Genomic DNA, 23,647 nt, shown 5'->3' with positions numbered 1-23,647 from the left:
CCGATCAACTTGTCGCTGCCGGGGTTGCCGAGCTTCACGTTGCCGCCGTTGCCGGGGCTGCCGGCGATCACGCTGCCCAACATCGGTGCCGACATCAACGCCGCGCTGAACGCGGTGTTGTCGGGGGCGTTGACGCTGCCGCCGTTCACCTTCCCGGCCCTGCCTCCGTTCACGCTGCCTAACCTAGGTGCGTTGGGGCTGAACTTGAGCGCGGCGCTGAACGGGATCGGTGGTTCAATTAGCGCGTCGCTGAATGGGTTGGGAGCGTCGCTGAACGCGATGTTGGCGGGAAGCCTGAACCTGGGCACCAACCTCAACGCGTTTATCCAGACCGGTCAGACGCTGGCGGCCAACTTCGCTGCAGGGCTTGGGGCGGGTCTGAACACGGCGATCCAGACCGGCGAGAGCCTCGCCGCGAACCTGTCTGCCGCGTTGTCGACGCTGTCCCTTCCCAACCTGGGACTGTCCATCAATGGGGCGCTGTCGGCTAACCTCGGTGCCGCTCTGAACGGTCTGCTACAGGCGACCGGATCCCTGACAGGCGGCCTCACCGGCGGCCTCGGGGGCTTGGTGAGGGCCGGTGAAGCCCTAGGCGGGAGCCTGGCGGCGGGCCTGACCGGGTTCGCCGGCACGGGTAACGCGTTGGCGATGATCTGGGAGAACACCGCAGCGCAGATTGGTTCCGCGCTGAGCGGCGGCTTCTCGTCGACCGTCGCGGTGGGCGCCCCCGGCTTGATCGGATTCGGCTCGGACCTGGCGACGGGGTTCGCGGGTGCCACCGCCGCACTCGAGCAGACGGGCGTCTCGCTCGCCGGCTCGCTGAGCACCGCCCTCACCGATCTCGAGCTCTCGCTGCAGGCCGCCCTGGATGCCAGCCTGGGCATCAGTTTCGCCGCATAGACCGGTGGCGCCCAGGAGACTCGTGTAGGCCCTCGCTCTCCCGAAGCGGAGCCTTTGCCCGACACGACCTCCTGGGCGCACGCCGCTCCTGCAGGTGTGGAATGGATTTGCAAACGTCTGCATAACCATGCAGAATCGGGCGAATGGCCGACGTATTGAGGGTGGCGGTTGCCGGTGCCACCGGCTACGCGGGTGGGGAAATCCTCCGGCTGCTGCTCGGGCATCCGGCCTGCGCCGACGGTCGGCTGACGATCGGCGCGCTGACCGCCGCGGCCAGCGCCGGCAGCACTCTCGGCGAGCACCATCCGCACCTGATCCCGTTGGCCCAGCGCACGATTGAGCCCACCGATCCCGCCGTGCTCGCCAGCCACGACGTGGTGTTCCTGGGCCTGCCGCACGGGCATTCGGCCGCGCTGGCCGAACAGCTCGGCCCGGACACGTTGATCATCGACTGCGGGGCCGACTTTCGGCTCACCGACGCCGGCGCCTGGGAGCGGTTCTACGGAACTACCTACGCCGGCAGCTGGCCCTACGGCCTGCCCGAGCTGCCGGGTGCGCGCGAGCGGCTGCGCGGCGCACGCCGGATCGCCGTCCCGGGTTGCTACCCGACCGCGGCGTTACTGGCGCTGTCGCCCGCGATGGCCGAGGACCTCATCGAGCCCGCCGTCACGGTGGTCGCGGTCAGCGGCACCTCCGGCGCCGGCCGCGCTGCCAAGGCCGACCTGCTCGGTTCGGAGGTCATCGGCTCGGCGCGGGCCTACAACATCGCGGGGGCGCACCGGCACACCCCCGAGATCGCGCAGGGGCTGGGCGCCGTCACCGACCGCGACGTCACGGTGTCGTTCACCCCGGTGCTGATCCCGACGTCCCGCGGCATCCTGGCCACCTGCACCGCGCGCACCCGGGCGCCGCTGTCGCAGCTGCGCACGGCCTACGAAAAGGCTTACGACGCAGAGCCATTCGTCTATCTGATGCCCGAGGGGCAGCTGCCCCGCACCGGGGCGGTCATCGGCAGCAACGCGGCGCACGTCGCCGTGGCGGTGGACGAGGCGGCCGAGACCTTCGTGGCGATCGTCGCGATCGACAACCTGGTCAAGGGGACGGGCGGGGCCGCGGTGCAGTCGATGAACCTGGCGCTGGGCTGGCCGGAGGGCGAAGGCCTTTCGGTGGTCGGGGTCGCGCCGTGACCCGCACGGCCGAGGCGCGGTTGCTGCGCGAACAGGGCGTCACCGCGCCCGCGGGCTTCCGGGCCGCCGGCATCGCCGCCGGCATCAAGGCATCGGGCAGGCCGGACCTGGCCTTGGTATTCAACGAAGGCCCCGACTACGCGGCCGCCGGGGTGATCACCCGGAACAAAGTCAAGGCCGCGCCGGTGCTGTGGACCCAGCAGGTGCTGACCACCGGGCAGCTGCGCGCGGTGATCCTCAACTCCGGCGGAGCCAACGCCTGCACCGGGCCGGGCGGCTTTCAGGACGCCCACGCCACCGCGGAGGCGGTCGCGGCCGCGCTGTCGGACTGGGGGACCGAGACCGGCGCCATCGAGGTCGCCGTGTGCTCCACGGGGCTGATCGGGGACCGGTTGCCGATGGACAAGGTGCTTGCCGGAGTGCGCGAGATCGTGCGCGAGATGGCAGGGGGCCTGTCGGGTGGGGACGAGGCCGCCCAGGCCATCATGACCACCGACACCGTGCCGAAACAGGTTGCGCTGCACCACGCCAACAACTGGACGCTCGGTGGCATGGCCAAGGGTGCGGGCATGATTGCCCCGTCGTTGGCCACGATGCTGTGCGTGCTCACCACCGACGCGGCCGTCGAGCCGCCGGCGCTCGACCAGGCGCTGCGCAACGCCACCGCGCGCAGCTTCGACCGGCTCGATATCGACGGCTGCTGTTCGACCAACGACACCGTGCTGCTGCTCGCATCGGGAGCCAGCGAGATCACCCCGTCCCAGGCCGACCTCGACAAGGCGGTGCTGCGGGTGTGTGACGACCTGTGCGCCCAACTGCAGGCGGACGCCGAGGGCGTCACCAAGCGCGTCACCGTCACCGTGACCGGGTCGGCCACCGAGGACGACGCGCTGACCGCCGCGCGGACCATCGCCCGCGACAGCCTGGTCAAGACGGCGGTGTTCGGCTCGGATCCGAACTGGGGGCGCGTGCTCGCGGCCGTCGGCATGGCGCCGGTCACCCTCGACCCCGACCGAATCCGGGTGTCGTTCAACGGTTCCGCGGTGTGCATCGACGGGGTCGGGGCGCCCGGCGCGCGGCAGGTGGACCTGTCGGGCGCCGACATCGACATCACCGTCGACCTCCGGGTCGGCGACGCCTCCGCCACCGTCCGGACCACCGACCTGTCGCACGGCTACGTCGAAGAGAACTCGGCCTACAGCTCATGACCGTCCGCGTCGACGCGCTGCCCACGGGGGTCAAGGCCCAGGTGCTGGCCGAAGCCCTGCCGTGGCTCAAGCAGCTGCACGGCAAGATCGTCGTCATCAAATACGGCGGCAACGCCATGACCGACGACACGCTGCGGCAGGCGTTCGCGGCCGACATGGCGTTCCTGCGCAACTGCGGCATCCATCCGGTGGTCGTGCACGGCGGCGGGCCGCAGATCACCGCGATGCTGCGGCGGCTCGGCATCGAAGGGGACTTCAAGGGCGGATTCCGCGTCACCACCCCGGAAGTGCTCGACGTGGCGCGGATGGTGTTGTTCGGGCAGGTGGGTCGCGAGCTGGTCAACCTGATCAACGCACACGGCCCCTACGCCGTCGGCATCACCGGCGAGGACGCACAACTGTTCACCGCCGTGCGGCGCAGCGTCACCGTCGACGGCGTGGCCACCGACATCGGCCTGGTCGGCGACGTCGACGAGGTCAACACCGCCGCCGTACTGGATCTCATTGCCGCGCGGCGGATTCCGGTGGTGTCGACGCTCGCGCCCGACGCGGAGGGTGTGGTGCACAACATCAACGCCGACACCGCCGCGGCGGCGCTGGCCGAGGCCCTGGGCGCCGAAAAGCTGCTGATGCTCACCGATGTCGAGGGCCTGTACACCAGTTGGCCGGACCGCGGTTCGCTGGTCAGTGAGATCGACACCGTCGCGCTGGCACAACTGCTGCCGGCGCTGGAGTCGGGCATGATCCCGAAGGTGGAGTCCTGCCTGCGGGTCGTCACCGCGGGTGTGCCCAGCGCGCACATCATCGACGGGAGGGTCGAACACTGTGTGTTGGTCGAGCTTTTCACCGACGCCGGAACGGGCACGAAGGTGGTGAAGGCGTGACCCACACGGACGCGTTAAAGCAGCGCTGGGATGCCGTGATGATGAACAACTACGGCACCCCTGCGCTGGCGCTGGCCAGCGGTCACGGCGCCGTGGTCACCGACGTCGACGGCAAGCCCTACGTCGATCTGCTCGGCGGCATCGCGGTCAACGTGCTCGGCCATCGCCACCCGGCCGTCATCGAGGCCGTCATGCACCAGATGGCGACGCTGGGCCACACCTCCAACCTGTATGCCACCGAGCCGGGCGTCGCGCTGGCGGAGGAACTGGTCGCCGTGCTGGCAGTCGACGCCAAGGCGCGCGTGTTCTTCTGCAACTCCGGCACCGAGGCCAACGAGCTGGCGTTCAAGCTGTCGCGGCTGACCGGTCGAACGAAACTGGTTGCGGCGCAAGAGGCGTTTCACGGCCGCACGATGGGGTCGCTGGCGCTCACGGGCCAGCCGAGCAAGCAGGCGCCGTTCGAGCCGCTGCCGGGTTACGTCACGCACGTGCCGTACGGCGACGTCGACGCGCTGGCCGCCGCGGTCGACGACGCCACGGCCGCGGTCTTCCTCGAGCCGATCATGGGGGAGAGCGGCGTGGTCGTCCCGCCGGAGGGCTACCTGGCCGCGGCGCGGGACATCACGGCGCGCCACGGCGCCCTGCTGGTGCTCGACGAGGTGCAGACCGGAATGGGCCGCACCGGAGCCTTTTTCGCCCACCAGCACGACGGCATCACCCCGGACGTGGTGACCATGGCCAAGGGCCTCGGCGGCGGGCTGCCCATCGGGGCGTGCCTGGCCGTCGGTCGGGCCGCCGAGCTGCTGACCCCCGGCCTGCACGGCAGCACCTTCGGCGGCAACCCGATCTGCACCGCCGCCGCGCTGGCGGTGCTGCGAACCATCCAGGCCGAGGACCTGGTCCGCCACGCCGAGGTGCTGGGCAAGTCGGTGCGCCACGGCATCGAAACGCTGGGTCACCCGCTGATCGACCACGTCCGCGGCCGCGGACTGCTGTGGGGCATCGTGCTGACCGCGCAGCGCGCCAAGAACGCCGAGGCGGCCGCGCGCGACGCTGGGTTCCTGGTCAACGCCGCCGCCCCGAACGTCATCCGGCTGGCCCCGCCGCTGATCATCACCGAAGCCCAGATCGACGGCTTCCTCGAAGCGCTGCCGGGCATCCTCGACGGGGCGAGCGCATGATTCGCCATTTCCTGCGCGACGACGACCTGTCGCCCCAAGAGCAGGCCGAAGTGCTCGCGCTGGCCGCTGATCTCAAGAAGGACCCGTTCAGCCGCCGTCCACTGGAGGGGCCGCGCGGCGTCGCGGTGATCTTCGACAAGAACTCGACCCGCACCCGGTTCTCCTTCGAGGTGGGCATCGCCCAGCTCGGCGGGCACGCCGTCGTCGTCGACGCCCGCAGCACCCAGATGGGGCGCGACGAGACGCTGGGAGACACCGCGCAGGTGTTGTCCCGCTACGTCGAGGCGATCGTCTGGCGCACGTTCGGGCAGGACCGGCTCGAGGCGATGGCCGCGACGGCGACCGTGCCCGTGGTCAACGCGCTCTCCGACGACTTCCACCCCTGCCAGGTGCTGGCCGACCTGCAGACCGTCGCTGAACGGAAGGGATCGCTGAAAGGCTTGCGGCTGTCCTACTTTGGCGACGGCGCCAACAACATGGCGCACTCGCTGATGCTCGGCGGGGTCACCGCCGGCATCCACGTCACCGTCGCGGCGCCCGACGGGTTCGCACCGGACCCCGCGGTGCTGGCCGCCGCCGGGCGGCGCGCCGACGCGACCGGCGCGTCGGTCGCCGTGACCGCCGACGCCGACGCGGCCGCGAAGGGCGCCGACGTCGTCGTCACCGACACCTGGACGTCCATGGGCCAGGAGGGCGACGGGCTGGACCGGGTGGGGCCGTTCCGGCCGTTCCAGGTCAACGCGCGGCTGCTGAGCCTGGCCGACCCCGAAGCCGTTGTGCTGCACTGCCTTCCGGCCCACCGCGGGGACGAGATCACCGATGAGGTGATGGACGGCCCGGCCAGCGCGGTGTGGGACGAGGCCGAAAACCGGCTGCACGCCCAGAAGGCGCTGCTGGTCTGGCTGCTGGAGCGTCGCTCATGACCCGCAGCAAGACCACACCCGAGACCACCCGGGCCGGACGCCAGGACCGCATCGTGGCGATCCTGTCGTCGGCGTCGATCAGCAGCCAGAGCGAACTCGCGGCCCGGCTGGGCGATGAGGGCATCGACGTCACGCAGGCCACGCTGTCGCGCGACCTCGAGGAGCTGGGCGCGGTGAAGCTGCGCGGCGCCGACGGCGGCGTCGGGGTCTACATCGTTCCCGAGGACGGCAGCCCGGTGCGCGGGGTGTCGGGCGGCACCGCCCGGTTGTCCCGGTTGCTGAGCGAGCTGCTGGTGTCCGCCGACGCCAGCGCCAACCTCGCGGTGCTGCGCACGCCCCCCGGCGGCGCCAACTATTTGGCCAGCGCAATCGATCGCGCGGCGTTACCGTACGTGGTCGGCACCATCGCCGGCGACGACACCGTCTTCGTGGCGGCCCGGGAGCCGATGACCGGCGCCGAGCTGGCCACCACCCTGGAACGCCTGAAGTAACTAAGGAGACCTATGTCAGAGCGCGTCATCCTGGCGTATTCCGGGGGCCTGGACACCTCGGTGGCCATCAGCTGGATCGGCAAGGAGACCGGTCGCGAGGTGGTTGCGGTCGCGATCGACCTCGGGCAGGGCGGCGAGGACATGGAGGTGGTGCGCCAGCGGGCCCTGGACTGCGGCGCCGTGGAGGCCGTCGTCGTCGACGCCCGCGACGAGTTCGCCGAGGGCTACTGCCTGCCGACGGTGCTCAACAACGCGTTGTACATGGACCGCTACCCGCTGGTGTCGGCGATCAGCCGGCCGCTCATCGTCAAGCACCTCGTGGCTGCCGCCCGCGAGCACGGCGGCACGATCGTCGCGCACGGCTGCACCGGCAAGGGCAACGACCAGGTGCGGTTCGAGGTCGGGTTCGCGTCGCTGGCCCCGGATCTGGAGGTGCTGGCGCCGGTCCGCGACTACGCGTGGACGCGCGAGAAGGCGATCGCGTTCGCCGAGGAGAACGCGATCCCGATCAACGTCACCAAGCGCTCGCCGTTCTCGATCGACCAGAACGTGTGGGGCCGCGCGGTGGAAACCGGCTTCCTGGAACACCTTTGGAACGCACCGACCAAGGACGTCTACTCCTACACCGAGGACCCCACCCTGAACTGGAGCCCGCCCGACGAGGTGATCGTCGGGTTCGAGCGCGGCGTGCCGGTGTCGATCGACGGCAAGGGGGTGTCGATGCTGCAGGCGATCGAGGAGCTCAACCGTCGCGCCGGAGCGCAGGGCGTCGGGCGCCTCGACGTCGTCGAGGACCGGCTGGTGGGCATCAAGAGCCGTGAGATCTATGAGGCGCCGGGGGCGATGGTGCTCGTCACCGCCCACACCGAACTCGAGCACGTCACCCTGGAGCGCGAGCTGGGCCGGTTCAAGCGGCACACCGACCAGCGCTGGGCCGAGCTGGTCTATGACGGGCTGTGGTACTCGCCGTTGAAGGTCGCGCTGGAGAGCTTCGTCGAGAAGACCCAGGAGCACGTCTCCGGCGAGATCCGGATGGTGTTGCACGGCGGGCACATCGCGGTCAACGGCCGGCGCAGCTCCGAATCCCTGTACGACTTCAACCTGGCCACCTACGACGAGGGCGACAGCTTCGACCAGTCGGCGGCCAAGGGCTTCGTCTACGTGCACGGGCTGTCGTCGAAGATCGCGGCCCGCCGGGACCAGCAGTGAGGCTCCTAGGGCGCGAGTGTGAAATCTGCGACGCGACACGCCGTCGAAGCGTCGTGAGATGCACACTCGCGGGGAGGTAACGGGCACATGAGCACCCGCGAGGGTTCGCTGTGGGGCGGACGGTTCGCCGAGGGCCCGTCCGACGCGCTGGCCGCGCTGAGCAAGTCCACGCACTTCGACTGGGTGCTGGCGCCCTACGACATCGTCGCCTCGCGCGCGCACACCGTGATCCTATTCAAGGCGGGGCTGCTGAACGAGGAGCAGCGCGACGGGCTGCTGGCCGGCCTGGACAGCCTCGCCGCCGACGTCGCCGACGGCACCTTCGCTCCGCTGGTGACCGACGAGGACGTGCACGCCGCGCTGGAGCGCGGGCTGATCGACCGGGTCGGGCCCGACCTGGGCGGCCGGCTGCGGGCCGGGCGGTCGCGCAACGACCAGGTGGCCACGCTGTTCCGGATGTGGCTGCGCGACGCGGTGCGACGGGTCGCGGCCGGGGCGCTCGATGTCGTCGCCGCGCTGGCCGGCCAGGCGGCCGCCCACCCGGCGGCCATCATGCCGGGCAAGACCCACCTGCAGTCCGCGCAGCCGATCCTGCTGGCCCAGCACCTGCTCGCGCACGCCCACCCGCTGCTGCGCGACGTGGACCGGATCGTCGACTTCGACAAGCGGGCCGCGGTGTCCCCGTACGGCTCCGGGGCGCTCGCCGGGACGTCACTGGGGCTGGACCCCGACGCGATCGCCGCGGAGCTGGGCTTTCGCGCCGCCGCCGAGAACTCTGTCGACGCGACCGCGGCCCGCGATTTCGCCGCCGAGGCCGCGTTCATCTTCGCCATGATCGGCGTCGACCTGTCCCGGCTGGCCGAGGACGTCATCCTGTGGAGCTCGACGGAATTCGGCTATGTCACCCTGCACGATTCCTGGTCGACGGGCAGCTCGATCATGCCGCAGAAGAAGAATCCCGACATTGCCGAGCTGGCCCGGGGCAAGGCCGGGCGGCTGATCGGAAACCTGGCCGGGCTGCTGGCGACGCTGAAGGCCCAGCCGCTGGCCTACAACCGCGACCTGCAGGAGGACAAAGAGCCGGTCTTCGACGCGGTGGCCCAACTGGAGCTGGTGCTGCCGGCGATGGCGGGGCTGGTGGCCAGCCTGGCGTTCAACGTCGAGCGGATGGCCGCGCTGGCCCCGGCCGGCTACACGCTGGCCACCGACATCGCGGAGTGGCTCGTACGCCAGGGTGTGCCCTTCCGGTCCGCGCACGAGGCCGCCGGCGGGGCCGTGCGGGCCGCCGAAAACCGCGGCGTCGGGCTCGACGAGCTGACCGACGACGAGCTGGCCGCCATCAGCCCCGAGCTGACGGCGCAGGTCCGCGAGGTGCTGACCATCGAGGGCTCGGTGGCCTCGCGTGACGCCAGGGGCGGCACCGCGCCGACCCGGGTCGCCGAGCAGCTGCAGGCGGTCCTGGCCAGGCGCGCGGAGCTTCGCGACCGGTTGGGCGCAGGCAGGTGACTGACCTGGGCATATGCCCGGCGGTTTTCAGGAGGCTAAACTTCCAGACTTATGGCATCGAGTTGAACCACTCGGCCTATGTCGTCGTCACCAAGGGATGGGACCAATGAGCGTCATCGCCGGAGTCTTCGGTGCGCTGCCGCCGCACCGCTATTCCCAGCGAGAGCTCACTGAATTCTTCCTCCGGATACCCGGTTTCGAGGACTACGAGGACATCGTCCGCCAGCTGCACGCCAGCGCCAAGGTCAACGGCCGCCACCTGGTCCTGCCGCTGGAGCAGTATCCCGCCCTGACCGACTTCGGCCGGGCCAACCGGATCTTCATCGACAAGGCCGTCGACCTGGGTTGTGAGGCGCTCGAGGGTGCCCTCGCCGAGGCGGGCCTGCGGCCCCAGGACCTCGACCTGCTCATCACGACGACGGTCACCGGGATCGCCGTCCCGTCGCTGGACGCCCGGATCGCCGGGCGGCTCGGGCTGCGCGACGACGTCCGGCGGGTGCCGCTGTTCGGCCTGGGCTGCGTCGCCGGGGCGGCGGGGGTGGCGCGCCTGCACGACTACCTGCGGGGCGCCGTGGACGGCGTGGCGGCCCTGGTCTCGGTCGAGCTCTGCTCGATGACCTACCCGGGCTACAAGCCGTCGCTGGCCGGCCTGGTCGGCAGCGCGCTGTTCGCCGACGGGGCCGGGGCGGTGGTGGCCGTCGGGGAGCGGCGCGCCGAGCAGGTCGCCGCGGGCGGCCCGGACATCATCGACTCCCGCAGCCACCTCTACCCGGACTCGCTGCGCACGATGGGTTATGACGTTGGCGGCGCCGGGTTCGAGCTGGTGTTGTCCAAGGACGTGGCCGCGGTGGTCGAGCAGTACATCGCCGACGACGTCGGCGGGTTTCTGGGCGCGCACGGCCTGAGCACCACCGATATCGGCGCCTTCGTGAGCCATCCCGGCGGTCCCAAGGTCATCGAGGCGATCAACGCGAGCCTTGACCTGCCGCCGGAGGCGCTCGAGCTGACCTGGCGCTCGCTCGGCGAGATCGGCAACCTCTCGTCGGCCTCGGTGCTGCATGTGCTGCGCGACACCATCGCCAAGAAGCCGCCCAGCGGAAGCCCGGGTCTGATGCTCGCGATGGGTCCGGGATTCTGTTCTGAACTCGTGCTGCTTCGGTGGCACTGATTCGTCGTGTTCGTGAACTTTTCGTCGTACGGTAAAGCTCTGCCCGTGGGGTCTGTTGGGGCGTTGCACGAAGTGCTGACAGTGGGGCGGCGGGAGTGTGGTCGGGGGTCTGTTCGGGGGTTCAGGAGAGGCGCAAGCCGTGTCGGCCGGGGCGATGAGCCCGGCCCGGCCCTGGCTGTCGCGTCGCCGTACCCCCGTTCGGATGAGTGACACGAGAGGCCGGGTGGCATGACCAGCACCCACGATGAGCTCGTCGCTGCGCTCCGGAAATCGCTGAAGGAAAACGAGCGGCTGAAGCGGGAGAACCGCGAGTACCTGGCGCTGATCGCGGAAGGGCCCACCGAGCCGGTGGCGGTGGTGGGCATGGCCTGCCGCTACCCGGGCGGGGTGGATTCCCCCGAGGGCCTGTGGCAGATGGTGGCCGAGGGCCGCGACGTGGTGTCGGACTTTCCGGCCGATCGGGGCTGGGATCTGGCCGACTTGTTCGATCCGGATCCCGATGCGGTGGGCAAGTCGTACACGCGGTGCGGCGGGTTCCTGGCCGACGTCGCGGATTTCGACGCCGCGTTCTTCGGGATCGCGCCCAGCGAGGCGCTGGCGATGGACCCGCAGCAGCGGCTGTTGCTGGAGGTGTCGTGGGAGGCGTTGGAGCGGGCCGGGATTGACCCGGTCGCGTTGCGGGGCTCGCCGACGGGCGTGTTCGCCGGGGTGTTTCACGGTTCCTACGGCGGGCAGGGCCGGGTGCCTGGAGACCTGGAACGGTATGGGCTGCGCGGATCCACCTTGAGCGTGGCCTCGGGCCGGGTGGCGTACGCGCTGGGGCTGGAGGGCCCGGCGGTGTCGGTGGACACGGCGTGCTCCTCGTCATTGGTGGCAATGCACCTGGCGGCGCAGTCGCTGCGGTCCGGCGAGTGTGATCTGGCGCTGGCCGGCGGCGTGACGGTGATGGCCACTCCGGCGATGTTCATCGAATTCAGCAGGCAGCGGGCCCTGTCCGCCGACGGCCGATGCAAGGCCTACGCGGGCGCCGCCGACGGCACCGCGTTCTCCGAGGGCGTCGGTGTGCTGGCGCTGGAGCGGTTGGCCGATGCCCGGCGATTGGGGCATCCGGTGCTGGCCGTGCTGCGGGGATCCGCGGTGAATCAGGACGGCGCGTCCAACGGGCTGGCGACGCCCAACGGGCCGTCGCAGCAACGGGTGATCAGGGCGGCGCTGGCCAACGCGCGGCTCAACGCGGCCGAGGTGGACCTGGTGGAGGGCCACGGCACCGGCACCACCCTGGGGGATCCCATTGAGGCGCAAGCGCTTCTGGCGACCTACGGGCAGGAGCGGCCTACGGACCGGCCGCTGTGGCTCGGGTCGATCAAATCGAACATGGGGCATACCTCGGCCGCGGCGGGCGCCGCCGGGGTGATCAAGCTGGTGCAGGCGATGCGGCACGGGTTGATGCCCAAGACGTTGCACGTCGATGCGCCGACGCCGCACGTCGACTGGTCGGCCGGCGCGGTGTCGTTGTTGACCGAGCCGCGGCCCTGGCCGGCGCAGGACCGGCCGCGGCGCGCGGGGGTGTCTGCGTTCGGGATCAGCGGCACCAACGCGCACGTCATTGTGGAGCAACCTCCGGTGGAGGCGGAAAGCCCCACGGCGGCCGGCGATGACCCGCCGGCGCCGTGGGTGCTGTCCGCGCGGTCGGCCGACGCGTTGGCGAACCAGGCCGCGCGGCTGCTCGCGCACGTGACAGCCCATCCCGCCCTGCGCGCGGTCGACGTGGGCTGGTCGCTGGTCTCGACGCGGTCGCTGTTCGAGCATCGCGCGGTGGTGGTGGGTGCCGGCCGCGAGCAGTTGGTGGCGGGGTTGGCAAGCCTGGCCGCCGGTGAGCCGGGCGCCGGTGTGGTGACGGGGCGGGCGCGGCCGGTGGGCAAGACCGTGTTCGTGTTCCCTGGCCAGGGCTCGCAGTGGGTCGGCATGGGGGCCGAGTTGCTGGACAGTTCAGCGGTGTTCGCCGAACAGCTGCGCCGCTGCGACAAGGCGCTCGCCGAGCATGTGGAGTGGTCGCTGGTCGACGTCATCCGCGGTGCGCCGGGGGCCCCGGGGCTCGATCGGGTCGACGTGGTGCAGCCGGTGCTGTGGGCGGTCATGGTGTCACTGACCGAGCTGTGGCGCTCGATGGGCGTGGCTCCCGACGCGGTGATCGGGCATTCGCAGGGCGAGATCGCCGCGGCCTACGTGGCGGGCGCACTGTCGCTGGAAGATGCCGCCCGGGTGGTGGCGCTGCGCAGCCGGCTGCTGGTAGGCCTGTCGGGCGCGGGCGGCATGGCCTCGCTCGCGTGCGGGCCGGCGCAGGCCGGCGAGCTGGTGGCCGCGTGGGGCGATCGGCTGAATATCGCTGCCGTCAACGGTGTTTCGTCGGTGGCGGTGTCGGGTGACGTCGACGCGCTGGCGGAGCTGGTGCGACGGTGTGAGGCCGAGGAGATTCGCGCCCGCATGATCGACGTCGACTACGCGTCTCACTCCGCCCACGTCGACGTCATCCGCGAACCGCTCCTCGAGGCGCTGGCCGGCATCGCGCCGCGGCTTTCGTCGGTCGCCTTCTTCTCCACCGCGACCGGCGACGTCATGGACACCGCCGGGCTGGACGCCGACTACTGGTACCGAAGCATCCGGCAGACGGTGCAATTCGAACGAGCGGTGCGCAGCGCGGGCGAGGCCGGCTATCGCGTCTTCGTCGAATCGAGCCCGCACCCGGTGCTGATCGCCGGCATCGAACAGACGCTGGCGGACCAGGTCGCCGACGCGATCGTCATTCCCTCACTGGGCCGCGAAGACGGTGGCCTGCAACGGTTTTGGCTGTCGGTGGGCCACGCGCACGCGGCCGGCGCGCGCGTGGACTGGCGCCCGGCGCTGGCCGGTGGGCAACGGGTCGACCTGCCGACGTACGGGTTCGTCCGGCGGCGCTTTTGGCTCCCGGACGCATCGGCGGGTTCGGGGGATGCGGCCAGCCTGGGCGTGCTGGCGGCCGAGCACGGTTTCCTGCGCGCGGTGCTGCAGCGGCCCGACGCGGGCGGGGTGGTCCTGACGGGCCGGCTGTCGGTGGCCGCCCAGCCGTGGCTGGCCGGACACGCGGTGAGCGGCACGGTGTTGTTCCCGGGAGCGGCATTCGTGGAGTTGGTCATCCGGGCCGGCGACGAGGTCGGGTGCGGGGCGATCGAAGAGCTGACATTGTCGGCCCCGCTGGTGTTGCCCGCGAGCGGCGCCGTGCAGGTGCAGGTGATCGTCGGCGGCGTCGACGACTCCGGGCACCGTGAGGTGTCGGTGTATTCCCGTGGCGCCCAATCGGGTTCGGACTGGGTCCTGCACGCGCAGGGCCTGCTGAGCGAACGTCCCCTGACACCGGATTCGGACCTGTCGGTGTGGCCGCCGGTCGGCGCCACTTCGGTGGACGTCGCCGGCGCCTATGAGCGGCTGGCGCAGCGGGGCTACCAGTACGGTCCGGCCTTCCGGGGCCTGCGGGCGATGTGGCGGCGCGGGGACGAAACTTTCGCCGAGGTCGAGGTACCGCAGGACGCCGGCGCCCAGGCCGGCGGCTTCGGGATGCACCCCGTCCTGTTGGATGCGGCGTTGCACGCGCTCGGGTTGGCGGGCGAGCAGGCCCAGACCGTGCTGCCGTTTTCCTGGCAGGGCGTGTCGCTGCACGCCGCAGGCGCCGCGCGGGCGCGGGTTCGCATCGCTTCGGCGGGCGCCGACGCGGTGTCGCTGGAGCTGGCCGACGCGACGGGGCTACCGGTGCTGTCGGTGCGGTCGCTGGTGATGCGACCGGTTTCGCGTCAGCAGCTGTCGTCGGCCGCGGCTCCGGCGGAGGGGTTGCTGGAGGTGGTGTGGTCCCCGATAACCGTGGACGGCAATGGGATTGACGACGGCGCAGCGGTCTGGGAACTGGCCGGCGCCGGCCCCGACCCGGTGGGCTCGGTGCACGCGGCCGCCACCGAGGTGTTGGGCGTGCTGCAGTCCTGGTTGGCCGGCGAGGGGTCCGGGGTCTTGGCGGTGCTCACCCGAGGGGCCGTTGCGCTTGCCGGCGAGGACGTTTCGGATCTGGCCGGCGCGGCGGTGTGGGGCCTGGTGCGGTCGGCCCAATCCGAGCATCCCGGCCGGGTGGTGCTGGTGGATTCCGACGGCTCGGTGGACGTGGCGGCGGCAATCGCTTGCGGTGAGCCGCAATTGGTGATTCGCGCCGGTGTGGTCCACGCGGCGCGGCTGGCGCCGGTCGCGGCGGGGTCGGTGCTCACGCTGCCGTCGCGGGGCTGGCGGTTGGACGCCGGAGGCGCGGGCACGCCGGAGGACCTGGTGCTGGGGCCGCTCCCGCGGGCCGAGCTCGCCGCCGGGCAGGTGCGGGTGGCGGTGGCCGCGGTCGGGGTGAACTTCCGGGATGTGTTGGTGGCGTTGGGCATGTACCCCGGGGGCGGCCAGCTGGGGGCCGAGGGCGCCGGGGTGGTCACCGAGGTCGGGCCGGGCGTGACCGGGTTGGCCGTCGGCGAACCCGTCATGGGATTGCTGGGTGTGGTCGGCTCCGAGGCCGTGGTGGACGAGCGCCTGGTGGTGCGGGTGCCGGCGGGGCGGTCGCTGGTCGAGGCCGCGGGCGTGCCGGTGGTGTTTTTGACCGCGCTGTACGGGTTGTCGGATCTGGCCGGGCTGCAGGCCGGGGAGCGGGTGCTGGTGCACGCCGCGACCGGCGGGGTGGGGATGGCCGCGGTGCAGCTGGCGCGGCATTGGGGTGCGGAGGTGTTCGCCACCGCCAGCCGCGGTAAATGGGACACGTTGCGCGCCATGGGATTTGATGACGCTCACATCGGCGATTCGCGGACGCTGGAGTTCGAGGCGAAGTTCCGTGCGGTGGCGGGCGGCCGGGGCTTTCAGGTGGTGCTCAACTCGCTGGCCGGTGAGTTCACCGACGCGTCATTGCGGTTGTTGGCCTCCGGCGGACGCTTCATCGAGATGGGCAAGACCGACCCGCGCGACGCGGCGGTCGTCGCCGACCAGTACCCGGGGGTGGCATATCAGTCGTTCGACCTGATGGAGGCCGGACCCGACCGCACGGCCGCGCTGCTGTCCGAGGTGATCCGGCTGCTGCGCGACGGCGCGATACGCCCCCTGCCGCTCACGACGTTTGACGTCCGGTGCGCCCCGGCGGCGTATCGGTTCGTCAGCGCGGCCCGCCACATCGGCAAGGTCGCCCTCACCATCCCCGGCGGGCCCGGCGGCGCCCTCAGCGGATCCGGTGGCGGGTTGGCCGGGGGCAGCGTGGTGATCACGGGCGGTACCGGCATGGCCGGTTCGGCGCTGGCCCGCCACCTCGTCGAGCGCTACGGGGTGGCCCGGGTGGTGCTGGTCAGCCGCGCCGGCGCGGACGCCGCCGGGGTGCCCGAGCTGGTGGGCCGATTGGAAGAGGCCGGGGCCCGGGTGTCGGTGGTGGCCTGCGACGTGGCCGACCGCGAGGCGGTGGCGGGGATGCTCGCCCAACTTCCCGCGGACTACCCGCTGCGCGCGATCGTGCACGCCGCCGGGGTGCTCGACGACGGGTTGATCTCCTCGTTGACCGCCGATCGCGTCGACGCGGTGTTGCGGGCCAAAGTCGACGGGGCCTGGAATCTGCACGAGCTGACCCGGGATCGCGACTTGGCGGCGTTCGTGGTGTTTTCGTCGATGGCCGGGATCGTGGGCACCCCGGGACAGGCCAATTACGCGGCGGCCAACACTTTCCTCGACGGCCTCGTCGCGCACCGCCGTGCGCACGGACTGCCGGGCCTGTCGCTGGCCTGGGGACTGTGGGAACAGGCGTCGTCGATGACGGCACACCTGGGCGATCGGGACAAAGCCCGGATGAGCCGCATCGGGCTGGCGGCGCTGTCGACCGAGCTGGCGCTGGAGTCGTTCGATACCGCCCTGCTCGTCGACCATCCCGTGGTGGTGGCCGTCCGCGTGGATCGAACCGCCCTGTCCGACAACGCCGCCGGGCTGCCCCCGTTGTTGCGGGAGTTGGCCGTCCGACCCACCCGCCGCGTCGTCACCGACCCCGGTCACACCGCGTCGACGACCGGACTCAAGGTGCGCCTGCACGGGCTGAGCCCCGAGGCGCGCCAACGCGAGTTGGTCGACCTGGTCTGCGCCAACGCCGCGACCGTGTTGGGGCTGCCCGGTGGCAGCGACATCGCCGCCGACCGCGCCTTCCAGGACCTCGGCTTTGACTCGCTGACCGCCGTCGAACTGCGCAACCGCCTCAAAACGGCCGCCGGCCTCACGCTTTCGCCCACCCTGATCTTCGACTACCCCACACCGGCGATCCTGGCCGCCCACCTGGGCGCCGAACTGGCGACCACCGCCGACGGGCCCGCCCTGATGTCGCGCTTCGAGGACATCGTCCGGGAATTGCAGGCGCTGCTGGACTCGCCCGACTGCAAGCCGGACGACCAGGCGCGGTTGAGCGCTCGCCTCCAAAATCTGCTCGCCACAGCGGCTCCCGCCGACCGGCCCGACCCCGACCACCTTGACGACGACCTCAACGCCGCCGACGAAAGCCAACTCTTCGCGATCCTCGACGAAGAACTCGGCCGCTCATAGACCCAGGAAATTCCGCTGAAATGACTACGCCGAGCACCGAAAAGCACGTCGATTACCTCAAGCGCCTGACCGCAGACCTCAGGCGGACCCGGCGACGGGTGGCCGAGCTCGAAGGCAAACTGTCCGAGCCGGTGGCGCTGGTCGGCATGGCGTGCCGCTACGCCGGTGGGGTGGATTCGCCGGAAGCCTTGTGGCAGCTGGTGGCCGAGGGCCGCGATGCGGTGACGGAGTTTCCCACCGATCGCGGCTGGGAGATCGACGCGTTGTACGACCCGGACCCCGACGCGCAGGGCAAGATGTACACCCGTCAGGGCAGCTTCCTGCAGAACGCCGGCGACTTCGATGCCGGGTTCTTCGGCGTCGGGCCCAGCGAGGCGCTCGCGATGGACCCGCAGCAGCGACTTATGCTCGAGGTGTCGTGGGAAGCGTTGGAACGGGCCGGGATTGACCCGCTGGCGCTGCGCGGCTCACCGACGGGCGTGTTCGCCGGGGTCATTCACGCCGGCTACGGCGGCGAGGTCAAGGGCGAGCTGGAGGGCTACGGACTCACCGGCTCCACGCTGAGCGTGGCGTCGGGCCGGGTCTCCTACGTGTTGGGCTTGGAAGGCCCTGCGGTGTCGGTGGATACGGCGTGCTCGTCGTCGCTGGTGGCCATGCACCTGGCGGCGCACTCGTTGCGCACGGGCGAATGCGATCTCGCGCTCGCCGCCGGCGTGACGGTCATGGCCACGGCGGCCGCCTTCGTCGAGTTCAGCCGGCAGCGGGCGTTGGCCCCCGACGGCCGCTGCAAGGTATACGCGGGCGCCGCCGACGGCACCTCGTGGTCGGAGGGCGCGGGGGTGTTGGTGCTGGAGCGGTTGTCCGATGCGCGGCGGCTGGGGCATCCCGTGCTGGCGCTGCTGCGCGGATCCGCGGTGAACCAGGACGGCGCCTCCAACGGCCTGACCGCCCCCAACGGACCGTCGCAGCAGCGGGTGATCCGGGCGGCGCTGGCCGACGCCGGGCTGACGACGGCCGACGTGGATGTGGTCGAGGGCCACGGCACCGGGACGGTGTTGGGCGATCCGATTGAGGCCCAGGCGCTTTTGGCGACATACGGACAGGATCGGCCCGCGGACCGGCCGTTGTGGTTGGGGTCGATCAAATCCAACATCGGTCACACGTCGGCCGCCGCCGGGGTGGCGGGGGTGATCAAGATGGTGCAGGCGATGCGCCACGACCTGATGCCCCAGACGTTGCACGTCGACGTGCCCACGCCGCACGTGGATTGGTCCGAGGGCGCGGTGTCGGTGCTGACCGAGCCGCGGCCCTGGACGCCCGAGCCGGCGCACGGGCCGCGGCGGGCGGGGATCTCGTCGTTCGGGATCAGCGGGACCAACGCGCACGTCATCGTCGAGGAGCCGCCCACCGAGCCGGAAAGCCCGGCGCCGCCACGCGACGGCGCCGATCCCGTCGTGCCGTGGGTGGTGTCCGCCCGTTCGGAACGGGCGCTCGCCGATCAGGCGGCCCGGCTCGCGGCAAACGTGGGTGCCGACCCGGGTGCGGATGTCGTCGACGTCGGGTGGTCGCTGGCGACCACGCGGTCGGCCTTCGAGCATCGGGCCGTGCTGATCGGCGCCGACCGCGCGGCGCTGCTGGAGGGATTTGCGGGTCTGGCCTCCGGGAGCCCCGGCGCCGCGGCGGTGGTGGGCAGCGCGCGGTCGCTGGGCAAGACCGTCTTCATGTTCCCCGGGCAGGGTTCGCAGTGGCTGGGCATGGGAGCGGAGCTGTACGGGCGCTTTCCGGAGTTCGCCCGGGCCTTCGACGAGGCCGCCGCGGCGTTGGACGGCCACCTACGGTTGCCGTTGCGGCAGGTCGTCTGGGGCGACGACCCGGAGTTGTTGGAGAGCACGGAGTTTGCGCAACCGGCGCTGTTCGCCATCGAGGTCGCGCTGGCGTCGCTGTGGCGGTCCTGGGGCGTGTTGCCCGACATCGTGATGGGCCACTCGGTGGGGGAGCTGGCCGCGGCGCACGTGGCCGGGGCGCTGTCGCTGGCCGACGCGGCGTGTGTGGTGGCGGCGCGGGGACGGTTGATGGCGCGGTTGCCCGCCGGTGGGGCGATGGTGGCCGTCGCCGCCACCGAGGCCGAGGTCGCACCCATGCTGACCGAGGGGGCGAGCATCGCGGCGGTCAACGGCCCCGAAGCGGTGGTGGTTTCGGGCGAGCGGGGCGCGGTCGATGCGGTGGTGGACCGGCTGGCGAAGCTGGGCCGGCGGGTGCACCGGCTGGCGGTTTCGCACGCGTTCCACTCGCCCCTGATGGATCCGATGATCGACGACTTCGCCGCGGTACTGGACGGCATCTCGGTCGCTGAGCCACGGATTGGGTTGGTGTCCAACCTGACTGGGGAGTTGGCGGGGCCGGGGTATGGGTCGAAGGCGTACTGGCTGGGCCACGTGCGCGAACCCGTGCGCTTAGTCGATGGGCTCCGGTTGGCCGAGTCGCTGGGCGCAGGGGTTTTCGTGGAGGTGGGTCCCGGCGCGGCCCTGACGGCATCGCTGTCGCAGTCGCTGACCGGCGAACCGGCGGCGGCGGTGATCACGATGGCCAAGGACCGCCCCGAGATCGATTCCGCACTGCTCGCCGCCGGCGGGCTCTACGTCACCGGTGTCGGCATCGACTGGGCGGCGGCGTACGACGGACTGGCCGCGCGGCGAGTCGCGTTGCCCACGTATGCCTTTCAGCGGCGCCGGTATTGGCTGCCGCCCGAACTGGTTGGTTCGGGCGACGTGAGCACGTCGGGCCTGGCGGCGGCCGGGCACGGATTGTTGGGCGCGGTGGTGGAGCGCCCCGATTCGGGCGGGGTGGTGCTGACGGGCCGGCTGTCGACGGCCGCCCAGCCGTGGCTGGCCGACCACGCGGTGGCCGGGATGGTGCTGTTTCCCGGCGCCGGGTTCGTCGAACTGGTGTTGCGCGCCGGCGATGAGGTCGGCTGTTCGGTGGTCGAGGAGTTGACCTTGTCGGCCCCGTTGATCCTGCCGGCGCCCGGCACGGTGCGCGTGCAGGTGGTGGTGGGCGCCGGGGAGGCCGGCCGGCGGGCGGTGTCCGTGTATTCGTCGGGCTTGCAACCGAATTCGGACTGGATATTGCACGCCGAGGGCGAGTTGAGCGGGGGCTCGACGGAGCCGGCCGCCGACCTGTCGGTGTGGCCGCCGGCGGGTGCGACGGCGGTGGACGTGACCGGCGGCTACGAGCGGCTGGCCGAGCTGGGCTACGACTATGGTCCGGCGTTCCGGGGCCTGCAGGCGATGTGGCGGCGGGGCGGGGAGATCTTCGCCGAAGTCGCCGTCCCACAGGTTGCCGGCGTGACGGTCGCCGGGTACGGGATACACCCCGTCCTGCTGGACGCCGCCCTGCATGCGCTGGGGATGGACGACGCGCAGGCCCAGGCGGTCCTGCCGTTTTCCTGGCAGGGCGTGTGCCTGCATGCGGCCGGGGCGTCGCGGGTCCGGGTGCGGCTGAGCCCGGTCGGCGCGGGCGCGGTGTCGCTGGAGCTGGCCGATCCCGCGGGCCTGCCCGTCTTGTCGGTGCGGGAGCTGGTCCTCCGCCCGTTGTCGGCCGAGCAGCTGGCGGCGGGCGCGGCCCGTCCCGGCGGGGCGGGCCTCTTCCAACCGACGTGGGTGCCGGTGTCGGTGGCGCCCAACGGCGTTGCCGAGGCGGCGGTGGTGTGGGAGCCGGGCTCGCAGGATGGCGCCGGCCTGCCGGGTTTGGTGTACGCGGCCACGCACGAGGCGCTGGGCGTGTTGCAGTCCTGGCTCGCCGGTGACGGGTCGGGCGTGCTCGTCGTGCAGACCCGCGGGGCGGTCGCGTTCGACGACGAGGAGGTCACGGATCCGGCCGCCGCGGCGGTGTGGGGGCTGGTCCGTTCGGCGCAGGCGGAGCACCCGGGCCGGGTGGTACTGCTGGATTCCGACGGGTCGGTCGACGTCGACACCGTGATCGCGTGTGGCGAACCGCAAGTGGTCGTGCGCGCCGGCGAGGCGTATGCGGCCCGGCTGGCGCCGGCCGAGGGTTCGATCTTGGCGCTGCCGCCGGGGGAGTGGCGGCTGGCCGCGGGCGACGCCGGCACGCTCGAGGACCTGATGGCGCAGCCCTGCCCGCGGGCCGAGCTGACGGCCGGGCAGGTGCGGGTGGCGGTGGCCGCGACCGGGGTGAACTTCCGGGATGTGTTGGTGGCGTTGGGCATGTACCCCGGGGCCGCCGACTTGGGCGCCGAGGGCGCCGGGGTGGTCACCGAGGTCGGGCCGGGCGTGACCGGGTTGGCCGTCGGCGACGCCGTGACGGGAATCATCGGCCTGACGGGTTCCGAAGCGGTGGTGGACGAGCGCCTGGTGGTGCGGGTGCCGGCGGCGTGGTCGCTGGTCGAGGCCGCGGGCGTGCCGGTGGTGTTCTTGACCGCGCTGTACGGGTTGTCGGATCTGGCCAAGCTGCGGGCCGGAGAGCGGGTGCTGGTGCACGCCGCGACCGGCGGGGTGGGGATGGCCGCGGTCCAGTTGGCGCGGCATTGGGGTGCGGAGGTGTTCGCCACCGCCAGCCGTGGTAAGTGGGACACGTTGCGCGCCATGGGATTTGATGACGTCCATATCGGCGATTCGCGGACGCTGGAGTTCGAGGCGAAGTTCCGTGCGGTGGCGGGCGGCCGGGGCTTTCAGGTGGTGCTCAACTCGCTGGCCGGTGAGTTCACCGACGCGTCATTGCGGTTGTTGGCCTCCGGCGGACGCTTCATCGAGATGGGCAAGACCGACCCGCGCGACGCGGCGGCCATTGCCGGGCAATATCCGGGGGTGCGGTATCGGGCGTTCGACCTGATGGAGGCCGGACCGGACCGCATCGCGGCAATGCTGGGTGCGTTGATGAGCTTGTTCGACGCCGGCACGTTGACGCCGTTGCCGGTCAAGTCGTTTGACGTCCGGCACGCCACCGAGGCGTATCGGTTCGTGAGCCAGGCCCGCCACACCGGCAAGGTGGTGCTCACCTTGCCCGACGGCCCGGGTGGACTGGCCGCGGGCACGGCGTTGATCACCGGCGGGACCGGCATGGCGGGCTCGGCGCTGGCGCGCCACCTGGTGGCGAAGTACCGGGTGCCCCATGTGATGTTGGTCAGCCGCGGCGGCGAGCGGGCCGACGGCGCGGCGGAACTGGCGGCCGAATTGCGCGACGCCGGCGCGTCGGTGTCGGTGGTGGCCTGCGACGTCGCCGATTCCGGGGCGGTGGCGGGCCTGCTCGCGCGGGTGCCGGCGCGCTATCCGCTGCGCGGTGTCTTCCACGCCGCGGGCGTCCTCGACGACGGGTTGATCGCGTCGCTGACCCCCGAGCGGATGGACACCGTGCTGCGGGCCAAGGTCGACGGGGCCTGGCATCTACATGAGCTCACCAAGGAATTGAATCTGTCGGCGTTCGTGATGTTTTCGTCGATGGCCGGCATCGTGGGCGCGCCGGGCCAAGGCAACTATGCGGCGGCCAACAGCTTCCTGGACGGGCTCGCGTCTTATCGGCGCGCCCAGGGGCTGGCCGGGTTGTCGGTGGCGTGGGGCCTCTGGGAAGAGGCCAGCACGATGACGCGACACCTCGGCGACAAGGACCGGGCCCGGATGAGTCGGGCCGGGTTGGCGCCCTTGTCCAGCCAGCAGGCGCTGCAGCTCTTGGATGACGCGCTGCTGGCCGATCGCCCCCTGCTGGTGGCGGCCCGGCTGGACACGGCGGCGCTGGGCGGCGACGGCGCGATGGTCCCGCCGGTCCTGCGCGGGCTGGCCACCCGCCGCTCGCGGCGCGTCATCGCGGACGCCGCCACGACGGCGGCCTCGGTGTCGGGCCTGCGGGCGCGACTGCACGGGCTGACCGCGGAGCAGCGGCACCGGGAACTCGTCGATCTGGTGTGCGGCAACGCCGCCACGGTGCTCGGCCACGCCACCGCGGACGTCGACGCCGAGCGTGCCTTCCAGGATCTCGGGTTCGACTCGCTGACCGCGGTGGAGCTGCGGAACCGCCTCAAGACGGCGACCGGGCTCACCCTGTCGCCCACCCTGATCTTCGATCACCCCACTCCATCAGCGCTGGCCGAGCACCTCGACGCCCAATTGGCCACGGCGCCCACCAACGACCCGCCCGACCGCATGGCCCGCTTCAACGACGTCGCGCGCGAACTGCAGGCGCTGATCGACCAGCCGGGCTGGAGTCCCGGCGACAAGGCCCTCCTGACGGCCCGGATCGACACGCTGCTCTCCACCCTGAGCGCCCCGGAGCCGGACCTCGACCCCGTCGAGCTGTTCGGCGATGACCTCGACACGGCGACCGAAAGCCAGCTGTTCGCCATCCTGGACGAAGAAGTCGGGCCCTGAC

11 protein-coding genes and 1 pseudogene are annotated in these 23,647 nt (G+C 71.6%); all 12 read left to right on the top strand.

Annotated elements, in window-relative coordinates:
- Positions 1-204: 204 nt before the first annotated feature.
- Entirely contained in the window at positions 205-900 is a 696-nt protein-coding gene (locus A5787_RS27885; RefSeq protein WP_231994143.1) for a hypothetical protein, read from the top strand.
- Between the two features lie 127 nt (positions 901-1,027).
- Positions 1,028-2,087, top strand: a pseudogene (gene argC / locus A5787_RS24495) (N-acetyl-gamma-glutamyl-phosphate reductase).
- A complete protein-coding gene (argJ, locus tag A5787_RS24490) occupies positions 2,084-3,295 on the top strand; it encodes a bifunctional glutamate N-acetyltransferase/amino-acid acetyltransferase ArgJ (RefSeq protein WP_066971898.1) in 1,212 nt (403 codons plus the stop codon). The pseudogene argC and the gene argJ overlap by 4 nt, the downstream one beginning before the upstream one ends.
- Entirely contained in the window at positions 3,292-4,179 is an 888-nt protein-coding gene (gene argB / locus A5787_RS24485) for an acetylglutamate kinase (protein WP_066971896.1), read from the top strand. Before argJ ends, argB begins: the two co-directional genes overlap by 4 nt.
- A complete protein-coding gene (locus A5787_RS24480) occupies positions 4,176-5,360 on the top strand; it encodes an acetylornithine transaminase (protein WP_066971894.1) in 1,185 nt (394 codons plus the stop codon). The genes argB and A5787_RS24480 overlap by 4 nt, the downstream gene beginning before the upstream one ends.
- Positions 5,357-6,283 carry an ornithine carbamoyltransferase gene (argF, locus tag A5787_RS24475; RefSeq protein ID WP_066971890.1) on the top strand — a complete coding sequence of 309 codons (927 nt, stop codon included), beginning with the start codon at positions 5,357-5,359 and terminating at the stop codon, positions 6,281-6,283. Before A5787_RS24480 ends, argF begins: the two co-directional genes overlap by 4 nt.
- Positions 6,280-6,774: an arginine repressor gene (locus A5787_RS24470; RefSeq protein ID WP_066971884.1), complete on the top strand. Its 495-nt coding sequence runs from the start codon at positions 6,280-6,282 to the stop codon at positions 6,772-6,774. Before argF ends, A5787_RS24470 begins: the two co-directional genes overlap by 4 nt.
- Before the next feature lie 12 nt (positions 6,775-6,786).
- Positions 6,787-7,983, top strand: coding sequence for an argininosuccinate synthase (locus A5787_RS24465; protein ID WP_066971882.1), 1,197 nt, complete (start codon positions 6,787-6,789; stop codon positions 7,981-7,983).
- An 87-nt stretch (positions 7,984-8,070) separates the two neighbouring features.
- The gene (gene argH, locus A5787_RS24460) at positions 8,071-9,489 is read left to right on the top strand and encodes an argininosuccinate lyase (RefSeq protein ID WP_066971879.1); all 1,419 of its coding nucleotides are present in this window, start codon (positions 8,071-8,073) and stop codon (positions 9,487-9,489) included.
- A gap of 106 nt (positions 9,490-9,595) precedes the next feature.
- A complete protein-coding gene (locus A5787_RS24455; RefSeq protein ID WP_066971875.1) occupies positions 9,596-10,657 on the top strand; it encodes a type III polyketide synthase in 1,062 nt (353 codons plus the stop codon).
- 228 nt (positions 10,658-10,885) lie between these two features.
- Entirely contained in the window at positions 10,886-17,269 is a 6,384-nt protein-coding gene (locus tag A5787_RS24450) for a type I polyketide synthase (RefSeq protein WP_066971873.1), read from the top strand.
- A gap of 20 nt (positions 17,270-17,289) precedes the next feature.
- Positions 17,290-23,646 carry a type I polyketide synthase gene (locus A5787_RS24445; RefSeq protein ID WP_066971871.1) on the top strand — a complete coding sequence of 2,119 codons (6,357 nt, stop codon included), beginning with the start codon at positions 17,290-17,292 and terminating at the stop codon, positions 23,644-23,646.
- The last annotated feature ends 1 nt before the right edge of the window (position 23,647 follow it).

This window comes from Mycobacterium sp. 852002-50816_SCH5313054-b (assembly GCF_001667185.1).
In the GTDB taxonomy this organism is placed as follows: Bacteria; Actinomycetota; Actinomycetes; order Mycobacteriales; family Mycobacteriaceae; genus Mycobacterium.
This window is presented reverse-complemented; position numbering and strand designations above follow the sequence as displayed.

Bases quoted from the DNA above. Each gene is read 5' to 3' on its own strand.
- argB (WP_066971896.1), top strand. From the start codon at position 3,292: ATGACCGTCCGCGTCGACGCGCTGCCCACGGGGGTCAAGGCCCAGGTG.
- A5787_RS24455 (WP_066971875.1), top strand. From the start codon at position 9,596: ATGAGCGTCATCGCCGGAGTCTTCGGTGCGCTGCCGCCGCACCGCTAT.
- argF (WP_066971890.1), top strand. From the start codon at position 5,357: ATGATTCGCCATTTCCTGCGCGACGACGACCTGTCGCCCCAAGAGCAG.
- argH (WP_066971879.1), top strand. From the start codon at position 8,071: ATGAGCACCCGCGAGGGTTCGCTGTGGGGCGGACGGTTCGCCGAGGGC.
- A5787_RS24470 (WP_066971884.1), top strand. From the start codon at position 6,280: ATGACCCGCAGCAAGACCACACCCGAGACCACCCGGGCCGGACGCCAG.
- A5787_RS24445 (WP_066971871.1), top strand. From the start codon at position 17,290: ATGACTACGCCGAGCACCGAAAAGCACGTCGATTACCTCAAGCGCCTG.
- A5787_RS24450 (WP_066971873.1), top strand. From the start codon at position 10,886: ATGACCAGCACCCACGATGAGCTCGTCGCTGCGCTCCGGAAATCGCTG.
- A5787_RS24465 (WP_066971882.1), top strand. From the start codon at position 6,787: ATGTCAGAGCGCGTCATCCTGGCGTATTCCGGGGGCCTGGACACCTCG.